The following is a 13,049-nucleotide window of genomic DNA, read 5'->3' on the forward strand; positions in this document are numbered from 1 at the left end:
AATAACATTATTAAGGGTAAATGTTATGGTAAACACACTAAATATTATTGTGGTGGTAAAATAACTTGGTCAATAGCATGTACAACACCATTTGTAGCTTGTATGTCTACTAGACTTGTTATTATGTTGCTAACTCTATCATTGGCATCAGTTAAAGTAAATGCTGTAGCGTCTGCTGTAATGTCACCTCCTAAAGTAGCAACAGTACCAGAAGCAAGCATTGATGATTGTACGTTAGCTGCAACTACGTGATAAGTTAAAACAGCATCAACTGTAGCTGTATCAAGGTCTGTTAAAGCTGTTGCATTAAGTTCTACTAATAAGTCTCCAAAAGCAGCATCAGTAGGTGCAAATACTGTAAAGGGTCCAGCTTCAGCATCAGACACTGTAGTAATGTAAGGTACTGTTGGCATTCCAGAATCAGCATATTGTAAGGCTGCAACTAGGTTTGTCAAGTTTGGGTTAGAGGTTGCAAATGTCGCTATTGTTGGTAAATCAATTACTGCATCAACTACATGAACAATTCCGTTTGACGTATTTATATCTGCTAATGCTACGTCAGACGTTCCGTTAAACGTTACTCCAGAAGTACCATCCCAAAACAAACTTAAATTAGTGTTATTTGGTCCAGAAGCTAAAGTTGTTGTGTAACCAGTGCTTCCTGCTAAGTCAGAAGACATGATGTTAGATCCATCAATAACATGGTTTAACAAAATTTGCGTTAGTACTTCATCAGGAACTTCTTCTAAAGATGCAAATCCTTTAGCATCTAAAAATGCTGTAAAGGCATCATTTGTTGGTGCTAATACTGTTTTGTCTCCAGATGCAGACAAAGCATCTACTAATCCAACTTGTACAGCAGCTTCAACTAAAATACTTAAGCTTGGTGTTGCTTGTGCAGTTTCAACAATATTTAATTGTTGTTCTTGCATTTGTTGTGCGTCATCGTCGTCGCTACAAGATACAAATGCAAATGTCGCTAAAAATAGCAGTGATAATTTTTTGATAGTTTTCATATTTTTTGTTTTATTTTGTTTAACAAATCTAACAAAAGATTAAACAAAACAACTTAAAGATTTGTTAAAATTTTATAACCACTTGTTTTGTAGTTATGTTAGTAGATAATCCAATTCTAGTTTATGCTAATAGATTTTATATAAAAACTTATCTTTGCAGTCTATTTAAAATTAGTCATGAAAAAAAGAGTTATTGTTGGATTGTCAGGAGGTGTAGATTCTAGCGTTGCTGCTTACTTATTGAAGGAGCAAGGTTATGAGGTTATTGGACTGTTTATGAAAAACTGGCACGACGATTCCGTTACTATATCAGATGAATGTCCATGGTTAGACGATAGTAATGATGCTATGTTAGTAGCAGAAAAATTAGGTATTCCTTTTCAAACTGTTGATTTAAGTGAACAGTATAAAGAACGTATCGTAGATTATATGTTTGACGAGTATGAAAAAGGTCGTACACCCAATCCTGATGTGTTATGTAATAGAGAAATCAAGTTTGATGTTTTTATGAAAATAGCATTAGATCTAGGTGCGGATTATGTTGCAACAGGACATTATTGTCGTAAAACTACAATAACTAAAGATGGTCAAGAAGTACACCAATTACTAGCCGGAAAGGACAGTAATAAGGATCAATCTTATTTTTTATGTCAATTATCTCAAGCACAATTAGCAAAAGCACTATTTCCGGTTGGAGAATTATTAAAACCAGAAGTAAGAGCCATTGCTAAAGAGCAGGAACTTACAACAGCAGATAAAAAAGACTCACAAGGGTTATGTTTTATTGGTAAAGTAAGATTACCAGAATTTTTACAACAACAACTGAAGCCTAAAGAAGGTGTTATAGTTGAAATACCTAAAGATAATTCGTTTTACAACGAAACTTTACCAACTTTTAATAATAAGCTAGAAGAACTCCAATATCAATCCAGAAAGCCAAGTTACCAAGTGGCTGAAGGTAAAATAATGGGTAAACATCAAGGTGCACATTATTTTACAAAAGGTCAGCGTAAAGGATTAGCAGTTGGTGGTACGGTTGAACCTTTATTTGTAATTGATACAGATGTAAACGAAAACGTGATTTATACAGGTCAAGGTGCATCTCATCCTGGTTTATTTAAAAAAGCATTATTTGTATCCAATGATGAGTTACATTGGGTTAGACAAGATTTGGCTTTAGAAAACGATCAAAGTATGCAAGTTTTAGCCAGAATTAGATACAGACAACCACTTGAAAATGCCACTTTATATAAAGTAGAATCTGGACTTTACGTTCAGTTTGAAAACCCTCAATCTGCAATTACAGAAGGTCAATTTGTTGCTTGGTATTTAGATGAAGAATTAGTTGGTTCTGGTGTAATTTCTTAAATTGCAGTAACAAAACGTTATTGCTATGAAACACATTTACTTATTTTTATTTTCAATGTTTTCAATTGGGATTTACGCACAAGAACATGCTTGGGTGTATTTAGCAGACAAACCTGATAGTGCAACAGCTTTAGCTAATCCTATTTCTATTTTAACTCAAAAAGCATTAGATCGTAAAGCTGCACATAATGTAACTGTAGATTTTAGAGATGTTCCTGTTGATGAATCTTACATATCAGCAATAAAATCTCAAACAGGTATTACAGTAGTTTCAAAATCTAAATGGTTTAATGCAGTGCATGTTTTAGGTACTCAAACCAATATTAATGCTTTGTCAGCTGTTATGGTTAATGGTAATTCTATAGTAAGTACTATAGATTTTGCAGATTCAAGTTTAAATGCACGTCCTGCTCAAAACCAAAATAAACACGATTTTGAAGCTAGTTTAACAGACTTTACTTATGGTAATACCTCTAATCAAGTAACCATGATTGGAGTAGATCATTTACACCAAAATATCAATAATTACACAGGTACAGGAATGACAGTAGCAGTTATTGATGCTGGTTTTCCTAATGTTGAGACTATGAATGGTTTTCAGCGTTTAAGAGATGCTAACGGAATTGCTGGAGGTTATGATTTTGTAGATAGAAATTCAAACGTTTATGCTTACACAGGTAATTCTCACGGAACTTGGGTATTAAGTGATATGGCTGGATTTATTCAAGATCAATTTGTAGGTACAGCTCCAGACGCAACCTATTATTTATTTAGAACAGAAGATGCAGCAACCGAAACACCTTTGGAAGAAAGTCTTTGGGTTGAAGCTGCAGAACGTGCAGATAGTTTAGGTGTAGATGTTATAAATTCGTCCTTAGGCTATACGACCTTTGATAATTCTAATTACAGTTATACTCCAGCTCAGATGGATGGTAATACTGCTTACATTACAAAAGGCGCTAATATTGCTTTTGAAAAAGGGATACTAGTCGTTAATTCTGCTGGAAATTCAGGTAGTGGTAGTTGGCAAATTGTTGGTGCACCAGCAGATGCTTCAGGTGTATTTAGTATTGGTGCAGTGCAAGCTAATGGGACTTATGCGTCTTTTAGTTCAAGAGGTAGTAATGCTCAACCAACACAAAAGCCAGATGTTGTAGCTCAAGGTCAAGCTAGTTATGTTATAAATACTAATGATGCTGTAACAACTTTAAACGGAACATCGTTTAGTGCTCCAATTTTAGCAGGAGGAATTGTCTGTTTATGGCAAGCATTACCTAATAAAACGAATGCCGAAATTATGCAATTGGTACGCGAGTCAGCATCACAATACACCACACCAGATTTTTTCTTAGGTTATGGTATTCCTGATTTATCTCTAGCTTTAGCTGAAGGATTATCTTTAGATGAATTTAATACCCAAAACACAACACTAAAACTATATCCTAATCCTGTTGTCAATCAATTAACAGTCGAAATTCCTAGTCAATTTGAAGAAGTTAGTATAAAAATCTATGATGTTTTAGGTAAAAAAGTAATCGATACTAAAGTCAATGCAATTAATAAAAAGATAAATACATCAGTATTATCTAAAGGTGTCTATTTAATTAAAATTGAAGCAGAAGGCCTGTCAATTACTAAAAAAATTATTAAAAAGTAAAAGATATAATTTTAACAAACTAACATAAAACTAATGCCAAATTCTATAACAAAACTTTTCAGTATAAAATATCCAATAATCCAAGCAGGAATGATTTGGAATAGTGGATGGAAACTAGCTTCAGCAGCTAGTAATGCAGGAATATTAGGACTAATTGGAGCAGGAAGTATGTATCCTGATGTGTTAAGAGAGCACATTCAAAAATGTAAAAAAGCAACCGATAAGCCTTTTGGTGTTAATGTCCCAATGTTGTATCCAAACATTGAAGAGATTATGAATATTATTGTTGAAGAAGGTGTTAAAATAGTATTTACTTCTGCAGGAAACCCTAAAACATGGACTAAGTGGTTACAAGATCAAGGTATTACAGTTGTACACGTTGTCAGTAGTGTTAAGTTTGCTTTAAAAGCACAAGCTGCTGGTGTAGATGCAATTGTAGCCGAAGGTTTTGAAGCTGGTGGACATAATGGTCGTGATGAGACCACAACTTTAACTTTAATTCCAATGGTTAAAGAGCAGTTAGAAATACCATTAATTGCAGCTGGAGGAATAGCTACTGGTAAAGCTATGTTAGCGAGTATGATTTTAGGAGCTGACGCAGTACAGGTTGGAAGCCGATTTGTTGCAAGTACAGAAAGTAGTGCACATGATAATTTTAAGCAAGTAGTTGTAGATGCTAAAGAAGGAGATACACAATTAACTTTAAAAGAATTAGCACCTGTAAGATTAGTTAAAAATAAGTTTTTTAATCAAATTGAAGCTTTATACAAAACAGCGCCTTCACTTGAAGCACTTAAAGAATTACTTGGTCGTGCAAGAGCAAAAAAAGGAATGTTTGAAGGCGATTTAGAAGATGGCGAATTAGAAATTGGTCAAATTGCAGGATTAATACACGACATTAAACCAGTTGCTGATATTGTAAAACATATGGTAGAAGAGTTTGAAGCGGCTAAACTTAATGTGGCTAAACTTTAATAGTATTTATATAAATGCTAATAAATAAACTGTTTTTTAAAGCTTACCAGATAAAATATCTTTTCAAGTGGATAGATGTACTTGGTATTTTTCAATATCTTAAGCTAATATCTAATTTACAAAGTGATTCCGAGTTTTTAGAACTTAAACTTAAAAGTTATACTTCAACTATATATTTAAGACCTAAGACTTCCGATTTTAAAATTTTTAAGCAAATTTTTATTGCAGAAGAATATAATGTCACATACCCAAATCAGGTTGAAACTATTATAGACGCTGGATCTAATTGTGGCTATTCAATAGTTTATTTTAAAAATAAATTCAAGGATGCTAAAATTATTGCTATTGAGCCAGATCATTCTAATATTAAAATGATTAGAAAAAACACTCAGAATTTAACAAATGTAGAGCTATTAGAAGGTGGTGTATGGTATAAAGATTCAGACTTAAATATTTTAAATAAAAATGCAGGGAAATGGGCTTTTAGAGTTGTTGAAGCTAAAAAAGATGAAGGCGAATTTAAAGGGGTTTCGATTAATACGATAGTGAAACAATTTAATTTAGAAAGTATTGACTTATTAAAAATTGATATTGAAGGTACAGAAAAAATAATCTTTGAAAACAATGTACAACCATGGTTGTCTGTAACATCATTTGGATTTTTAGAGCTTCATGAAAATTATGAGCCTGGTGTCACTAAATTGATTCATAAAATATTAAAATCTGAGAATTTTAAAATATCATATTCTGGTGAAAATCTAGTGTTTTCAAAATAATATTTAAGATGTTTTCCGTTTAAAAACAACTACATTTGCTTTATGGTTTTAAGCAATTACACAAAAGAATTTAAATACAACTGGCAGCTTGCAGCTCCTGTAATGTTAGGTATGCTAGGTCATACTTTTGTGAGTTTTATAGACAATATTATGGTTGGCCAATTAGGTACAGCAGAGTTAGCAGCTGTGTCGTTAGGAAACAGTTTTATGTTTATAGCAATGTCTATAGGTATTGGTTTTAGTACAGCTATAACACCATTAGTTGCTGAGGCAGATAGCGCCAACAATTTTGACGAAGGAAAATCTGCTTTTAAGCATGGTTTATTTTTATGCACTGTTTTAGGTTGTTTACTATTCTTATTAGTGTTTTTTGCAAAACCTTTAATGTATTTGATGAAACAACCAATTGAGGTTGTAGAGTTGGCCATTCCGTATTTAGATTTGGTAGCCTTTTCTTTAATTCCGTTAATAATTTTTCAAGGTTTTAAACAATTTAGTGATGGTTTGTCATTGACTAAATATCCAATGTATGCCACAATTGTAGCTAACTTAATTAATGTAGGTTTAAACTATTTATTGATTTTCGGAAAATTTGGTTTCCCAGAAATGGGTATTGTAGGTGCAGCTTATGGGACTTTAGTGTCTCGTGTTGTTATGGTATTTTACTTATGGTGGCTTTTAAAAGGTAGAGCAAAATCTAAAGATTATGTTACCAATATTAAGTTGTTTGTTTTAGATAAATTAATGCTAAAAAAGATTATAAGTTTAGGTACACCAAGCGCTATGCAAATGTTTTTTGAGGTAGCCATCTTTACAGCAGCAATTTGGTTAAGTGGTTTGTTAGGTAAAAACCCTCAGGCAGCTAATCAAGTGGCTTTAAACTTAAGCTCAATGACCTTTATGGTTGCTATGGGATTAAGTGTAGCCTCAATGATTAGGGTTGGAAATCAAAAAGGTTTGTATCAATATTTAGAACTACGTCGTATTGCAGTGTCTTTATTTTTGATGGGTTTTATTTTTGCAGTAATTTTTGCTTCCTTATTTTTAATATTCAATCAGTTTTTACCACGATTATATGTGGATTTTGACGATGCTATTAATTTTAAAGATAATATGGAAGTTGTATCCATAGCTTCACAATTACTAATTGCAGCAGCCATTTTTCAAATTAGTGATAGCCTGCAAGTTGTTGTTCTTGGAGCTTTAAGAGGTTTACAAGATGTTAAAATACCGACTTTAATCACTTTTATTTCCTATTGGTTAATAGGATTTCCTGTTAGTTGGTATTTTGGAAAAGCAGATGCTTATGGTAGTTTTGGTATTTGGCTAGGTTTACTAGCAGGACTAACAACTGCTGCTATTTTATTGTTTATACGTTTTAATTATCTAACTAAAAGGTTAATTTTGAACTCAGCTAATAACTAACTGCTAAAAGTTAATAAAACATGGAATTACCAAAATATATATTAGGTGATAATACAGATCATCCAAATGCAATCTTTGTAATACATACCGAATTTCCTAGATTTATAATTAATCTTGAAGATGATGAGGTAGAGTGGTTTGAAGATTTTGACCAACATGATCAAAGAGAATTAGAAATGGAAACCGAAAACTTAATTAAAGAAGCTACTGCTTTTTATGATCGTGAAGTTGCACGTTACGAAGAGTAAAAACTGGGTTTAATTACCCTCAAAATTATTATATGTTAGACCAATTAGTACAATACGACAAAGAATTATTTTTGTTTTTAAACAATTTAGGAAGCACCTCTTGGGATGCCTTTTGGGTTTTTTATACTGACAAAGTACATTGGGTTCCGTTTTACGTTATCCTGTTGTTTTTAATGTATAAAAAGTTGAATACAAAAATGTTTGTATTAACATTAGTGGTTATTGCATTAATGATTTTGTTTACAGATCAAGTTACTAATTTATTTAAAAAAGTATTAGTTAAACGATTACGACCTTGTCATGAAGACGAGCTGGTGCAAGCCATGAGATTACTTAAATCTTGGTGTGGTGGACAATATGGTTACTTTTCTGGACATGCAAGTAACAGTATGGCAGTCGCAATATTTTCTGGATTAATGTTACGTTATAAGTATAAATACTTGATATACTTTTTAATTATTTGGGCTCTAGCTATGGCATATAGCCGAATTTACATTGGAGTACATTATCCTTTAGATGTTGTAAGCGGAATGATATTTGGTGCGCTCTCTGGATATTTATTCTATAAACTTGACAAATATTTACAGTCAAGGTTTCAATTAAAATAATTTATTTTTTTCTGAAATAATAATACTTGCTAATCAGTCTATCTTTATACTGTTTACTATCTGGTTCACTTTCGTTTAAATCAAAAGTTTTAATTAATTCAAATGAATAGTTTTTGCTGATTATTTCTTGATCTTTTTCACTGATATTGTTAGCTAAAACTCCAAATTCAGTAGCTTCAGGAAAAGTATAAGCGCCTTCTTTTTTTGTTATCTGCGGAATTTTTGTTCCATATTGCCAAATAGCTTCTGGAGAGATATGGTTTATATTATACAATTTAACTTGAGCTTCTTGATGAGTTTTTAATAAAGAATTAATTGGTTTAAAATTAGAACTTGTAAACGTTTTAAAAAGCGGTAATCCAAATAAAAATAAAGCACCAAAAAAAGTAGTTGTTAAGATAAAAACAGTTTTAATGTCTTTCTTTATTAGCTTTAGTAAAATAAATAGACCTAAAGTAAATGCAACTATTACAAAAACAGCAAACTTAATTGGATGCTGACTTAATTCTGTTTTAAACATAAAAAATAGAGCGATAGGAGCAATCATACCTATTACAGCTATTAATCCAAAATTAAAATATACAGGAATAGTTTCGCGTTTATCTGTTAACGATTTAAATTCACGAATTAAATAATTAATATAAAAGCCAATATTTAAAGCTAGTGGTATTAATACAGGCATCAAGTAACGCGATTTTTTTTCAGGTATTAAGGATAATAAAATAACTGCAAAAATGGTCCATAATAATGTAAATTTATAGGCTTTAAAATTTATAACTCTCGATTTTAAATATGGATAAAGCAAACTTATAAATGCAGGAATAGTCCATAATCCACTTTGTGTAAAAAAGCTCCAATAGTAGTAAAATGGTCTAACATTGTAACTTGTCCAATTTCCAGTTTCTTTACTTGTGATGGCTTTAAAAGTTTCAACATCTTCTAATCTAACATATAAATACCACCAACCTCCAATAGTTAATGCTATTATTAAAAGAGCTAATATTGGTACTATTTTAGGTTTAATAGTATTGTATTTAAAACTAAAACCATAAGCCATTGTAAATGGTAATAACAAGGCATAAAAACTTACAGGACCTTTACTTAAAATAGAACATCCTATAAAAAATCCAGCATAAATAACAGAGGTCCATTTAGTAATGTCAGAATTAAAAAAGCAAACTAAGTGGTAAATAGCAACCATCATAAAACCATGAGTAAAAATATCCCAAGGTGCTTCAATTGTAATTCCAATAACGTAAAATGAAGTCACTAAAATTAAAGTGTTTAAATAGCTGTGTATTTGATTTTTTAAAATTAAGTTAGACAGTTTGTAGCTGTATATCGCTAAAACCATAATCATGATTATAGCAGGTAAACGCATTCCAAAAATACTTTTAACACCAAAAACTAATCCCGAAATAGCAGTTAACCAAGTTGGTAAAGGTGGTTTTTCGTAACGTGCTTGACCATTCATGGTAGTTAACAACCAGTTGTTATCTTGTATCATCTCTCTAGCTGTAATAAAATTACGAGCCTCCATAATGGTAACTTGAATAGTGTCTAAATTTGGTAGTAGCATGATTGCAATAAGCAAACATAGAGTTGCAAGCGGATATTTTTTTAAAAATTTAGGCATCTTGTTTTTTTAAGATCAATAAATTACGAATGTAAATAACAGCTCCTAATGAGTGTCCAACTAATAAGACATAATCTACTCTAAAAATAGCGTAAGTCAAAATTAAAAGCGATCCTGTTAAGCTTAAAGCCCAAAAGCCAAGCGGTAAAGATGATTCTTTGTTTTTTTCAGAATAAATCCATTGAAATACAAAACGTAGTGTAAATATAATTTGAGATACTATGCCTAACGACAATAACCAAAACGGAATGGCTTCGTTTTTAAATAATTTTACAGTATCAATTTCGTTATTATTAAAGTAAAAGACTGTCACAAAAACAGGCATTAATAATAAGATGTAACGTACACTAACGTGGTAGGTTTTCCATTGGTTTTGTAATTGTAGATTTCTTATGTAAATATAATAAGTCAAACTTTGACCTAACATAATTGCAAAATCATCACGTAAATATCCATATATAAACAAAAGGAAAGACGCAATTAAACTTAGAGTCCAGAATAAGGTTGGTGTAATGACACGTTTTTGTTTCTCGCTTGTAATCCATTGGATGATTAATCGAGAAGAAAATAAGGTTTGAGCCAAAAAACCTATACTAAGTATAATCCAATTGCTCATTATTTTTGTTTAGCAACTTCGTAATTGATGTACTTTTTTTTCATCCATAAATAAGCAAAGCAATCCATTAAAGGTCCAAGTAAACGGTTCCATAAACCAAATTTGGCTTCTCCAGCAACTCTAGGAAAATGTTGTACAGGTATTTGCTTAGTCTTACCGTTTTGTAACATAATCATAGCAGGTAAAAAACGATGTAATCCTTTAAACATTGGGATACGTTTAGCATAGACTGTTTTAATAACTTTTAAAGGACAACCAGTGTCATCCATACCATCTTTGGTAAAAGCACGTCTAATTCCGTTAGCAATTTTTGACGACATGTTTTTTACAAAACTATCTTTACGGTTAGAGCGTACACCTGTAACCAAATCAAACTCACCAATATGTGCTAAAAGTAAATTAAAGTCTTCTGGAGTAGTTTGTAAATCGCTATCAATATAACCAACAAGCTCTGTGGTAGTGTAATCAAAACCTGCTTTAATAGCAGCACTTAATCCTCTATTTTCTTTAAATAAAATATAGTCAAACTGCTCGTTTCTGCTACAAATAGCTTCAATTAAATCTTGGCTTTTATCTTTAGAGCCATCATTAACAAACAATATTTTGGTAACTTTAGTTGCTATTTTTGTATAAGCTAACAGCTCCTTTTCAACTCTTAATAAATTATCTTCCTCGTTATAAACAGGAACAACAATGGTAAATTGGTAATTCATAAACCTATTTTAGTACTGCAAATGTATTGTTTTTTAAAGAATTGAAATTACTATCGAAAAAAAATCTGTTTCTTTGTAATACTTAAAAACATTTATGAAAATATTAGTCACTGGAGCAGCAGGTTTTATAGGCTCTCACACCTGTGAGCGTTTACACGATTTAGGTCATCAGGTTGTTGGTTTAGATAATTTTAATGATTATTACAGCTTAAAGCTGAAAACCTTAAACGAAAAAGCACTTTTAAATAAGGGAATAACCATTATAAAAGCCGATTTAAGAGATGATAGTTTAGCCAAAGCTTTACCAAAAGACATCAACTATATTTTTCATTTTGCTGCACAGCCTGGTATTTCTGCAAGCTCTACATTTGAAGATTATTTTAGTAATAACATTATTGGGACTAAAAATTTAATAGATTATGCATTACAGTGCAATGCATTGCAATTATTTGTTAATATAGGGACGTCTTCAATTTATGGTTTACAAGCAACCTTTGCTGAAGATGCAGCACCAAAACCAGCATCACATTATGGCGTTACAAAATTAACAGCAGAGCAACTTGTTTTACAAAAAAGTAGAGAACACCAATTTAAAAGCTGTTCCTTACGCTTATATTCTGTAATAGGACCAAGAGAGCGTCCAGAAAAAATGTATACAAAATTAATTACTTGCGCATATAATGGAGAGGCTTTTCCGTTATATAATGGTAGTGCAACGCATTTACGTAGTTTTACTTATGTTGGTGATATAGTAGACGGAATTGTAAGCGTTATAGATAATGAAGATGTTGTAGATGGAGAAATTATTAATCTTGGTACAGAGGTAGAACATACTACTCAAGATGGTATTGAAGCAGTACAACAAGTTATTGGTCAAACTATAAAAATAGATCATGTCAAGTCTAGAGTAGGAGACCAATTGCGTACAAAAGCTAATATTGATAAAGCTAGAAAACTGTTACATTATAATCCAAAAACAACTTTATTAGAAGGTGTTGCAGCCCAAGTAGAATGGTATAAGGCTAATTTTTTGTAGTTGTTTTTTCAAGTTTATTAGTAAACTAGCTTTAAAAGCTAATTTTCTTTGTAATTATTACTTTTACAATAGCAAAATCAGGACTAACTTATGATAATAATTATAAAAGTGTTTTATTGAAAAATTAATGAGTTTTTACTTGTTTTTTAACACAGTACTTTGTTTCCTAACGTTTTTTACTTTTTTCTTTTTCTCCAACTGCCCATTTCCTTATTTTTTCATTTAAACCTCGAAATCCAATTCCGCCAAATAACATTCCAATCGGCATTCCGATAATAGTTCTCCAAAATTCTTTTGGGTTTCGTTTATAGTCAGGTAAATATGCCCAATAAATGAAAGCTCCAAGAAGGATTACTAAAACGACAATTATTATATTTTCCATTTTTAAAATTTCTCGTTTTTAATTTTCAAATTCGGTTTTTTCATAATTCAACATCTTATCAATTTTCCATTCAGAAACTTTTCTAATTCTTTTAATTCGGTCAGATAATTCAGAGTTGTAAGAACATCTACTTTCATTAAATCTAATCCAATTCGGAAAGTATTTTTTTGCTAATTTAAAAGTCCGTTTTTCAATTTTACCTGAATTAGCGTTATTAGTTTCAAAGTCTGTATTCGCAATTAAATTTGTCCGATAATTAAGTGCATACCTTAAAGCGTTTTCCAATTTAGGATTGCACTTTTCAATTCCTTCGTCTTCCCAAACTATCGCATCAGCTAAAACGTGATAATCAAATTTCGGATTTTCAAAATCAGATTTAGTTGGAAGGCTATCTTTAAATTTTCTGAAAACTCTCCTAATAAATAATTCTTGTATTATCCGTTCTGCTGTTTTGCGCATCTTTAAATGTCTCGTCCTGAAATATGGCTACAGGTTAAAATTTATTTTTAAGCTGATAATTTATATACCATATTCGGTGTTTTATAACCTAAAGATAAGTGTAATCTTATTTCGTTGTATAAATTAATTGCATT

General features: G+C 31.3%; 14 protein-coding genes. 8 read left to right on the forward strand and 6 right to left on the reverse strand.

Annotation, left to right across the window (positions count from 1 at the left end):
- Window positions 1–44 precede the first annotated feature (44 nt).
- Window positions 45–1,016, reverse strand: a complete 972-nt coding sequence (locus tag JAO71_RS14695; protein ID WP_203001543.1) for a fasciclin domain-containing protein — start codon at window positions 1,014–1,016, stop codon at window positions 45–47.
- Between the two features lie 150 nt (window positions 1,017–1,166).
- Here JAO71_RS14695 and mnmA point away from each other — a divergent pair, with 150 nt between their 5' ends.
- From mnmA to JAO71_RS14730, 7 genes are read left to right on the forward strand one after another with little or no spacing between them, the layout of a single operon-like run.
- The gene (gene mnmA, locus JAO71_RS14700) at window positions 1,167–2,384 is read left to right on the forward strand and encodes a tRNA 2-thiouridine(34) synthase MnmA (protein ID WP_262510791.1); all 1,218 of its coding nucleotides are present in this window, start codon (window positions 1,167–1,169) and stop codon (window positions 2,382–2,384) included.
- Window positions 2,385–2,409: 25 nt separating this feature from the next.
- Window positions 2,410–4,041 (forward strand): S8 family serine peptidase, encoded by a 1,632-nt coding sequence (locus JAO71_RS14705; protein WP_116823206.1) that lies wholly within the window; start codon window positions 2,410–2,412, stop codon window positions 4,039–4,041.
- Window positions 4,042–4,074: 33 nt separating this feature from the next.
- Window positions 4,075–5,016: an NAD(P)H-dependent flavin oxidoreductase gene (locus tag JAO71_RS14710; protein ID WP_116823205.1), complete on the forward strand. Its 942-nt coding sequence runs from the start codon at window positions 4,075–4,077 to the stop codon at window positions 5,014–5,016.
- A gap of 14 nt (window positions 5,017–5,030) precedes the next feature.
- On the forward strand, window positions 5,031–5,792 hold the full coding sequence (locus JAO71_RS14715) for an FkbM family methyltransferase (protein ID WP_203001545.1): 762 nt from the start codon (window positions 5,031–5,033) through the stop codon (window positions 5,790–5,792).
- A gap of 42 nt (window positions 5,793–5,834) precedes the next feature.
- Complete coding sequence (locus tag JAO71_RS14720) at window positions 5,835–7,217, forward strand: MATE family efflux transporter (RefSeq protein ID WP_203001547.1); 1,383 nt, start codon at window positions 5,835–5,837, stop codon at window positions 7,215–7,217.
- 20 nt (window positions 7,218–7,237) lie between these two features.
- Window positions 7,238–7,465, forward strand: a complete 228-nt coding sequence (locus JAO71_RS14725; RefSeq protein WP_028289530.1) for a hypothetical protein — start codon at window positions 7,238–7,240, stop codon at window positions 7,463–7,465.
- A gap of 32 nt (window positions 7,466–7,497) precedes the next feature.
- Window positions 7,498–8,073, forward strand: a complete 576-nt coding sequence (locus tag JAO71_RS14730) for a phosphatase PAP2 family protein (RefSeq protein WP_203001549.1) — start codon at window positions 7,498–7,500, stop codon at window positions 8,071–8,073.
- Between the two features lies 1 nt (window position 8,074).
- Here the strand turns inward: JAO71_RS14730 and JAO71_RS14735 are convergent, their stop codons facing one another.
- The 3 genes from JAO71_RS14735 to JAO71_RS14745 are packed head-to-tail and all read right to left on the reverse strand — an operon-like array spanning window position 8,075 to window position 11,038.
- Window positions 8,075–9,709 carry an ArnT family glycosyltransferase gene (locus JAO71_RS14735; RefSeq protein ID WP_203001559.1) on the reverse strand — a complete coding sequence of 545 codons (1,635 nt, stop codon included), beginning with the start codon at window positions 9,707–9,709 and terminating at the stop codon, window positions 8,075–8,077.
- On the reverse strand, window positions 9,702–10,325 hold the full coding sequence (locus JAO71_RS14740) for a lipid-A-disaccharide synthase N-terminal domain-containing protein (RefSeq protein ID WP_028289533.1): 624 nt from the start codon (window positions 10,323–10,325) through the stop codon (window positions 9,702–9,704). The genes JAO71_RS14735 and JAO71_RS14740 overlap by 8 nt, the downstream gene beginning before the upstream one ends.
- On the reverse strand, window positions 10,325–11,038 hold the full coding sequence (locus tag JAO71_RS14745; protein WP_054851519.1) for a glycosyltransferase family 2 protein: 714 nt from the start codon (window positions 11,036–11,038) through the stop codon (window positions 10,325–10,327). The genes JAO71_RS14740 and JAO71_RS14745 overlap by 1 nt, the downstream gene beginning before the upstream one ends.
- Before the next feature lie 94 nt (window positions 11,039–11,132).
- On the opposite strand from JAO71_RS14745, the gene JAO71_RS14750 reads away from it, so the two are divergent.
- On the forward strand, window positions 11,133–12,074 hold the full coding sequence (locus JAO71_RS14750) for an NAD-dependent epimerase/dehydratase family protein (protein ID WP_203001561.1): 942 nt from the start codon (window positions 11,133–11,135) through the stop codon (window positions 12,072–12,074).
- A gap of 166 nt (window positions 12,075–12,240) precedes the next feature.
- Here JAO71_RS14750 and JAO71_RS14755 read toward each other — a convergent pair whose 3' ends face one another.
- Together JAO71_RS14755 and JAO71_RS14760 are read right to left on the reverse strand one after the other, a co-directional pair.
- A complete protein-coding gene (locus tag JAO71_RS14755; RefSeq protein WP_054851517.1) occupies window positions 12,241–12,456 on the reverse strand; it encodes a hypothetical protein in 216 nt (71 codons plus the stop codon).
- Window positions 12,457–12,474: 18 nt separating this feature from the next.
- Window positions 12,475–12,915: a hypothetical protein gene (locus JAO71_RS14760; protein WP_116823200.1), complete on the reverse strand. Its 441-nt coding sequence runs from the start codon at window positions 12,913–12,915 to the stop codon at window positions 12,475–12,477.
- Window positions 12,916–13,049 lie beyond the last annotated feature (134 nt).

This window comes from Olleya sediminilitoris (genome assembly GCF_016785945.1).
Classification (GTDB): Bacteria; Bacteroidota; Bacteroidia; order Flavobacteriales; family Flavobacteriaceae; genus Olleya; species Olleya sediminilitoris.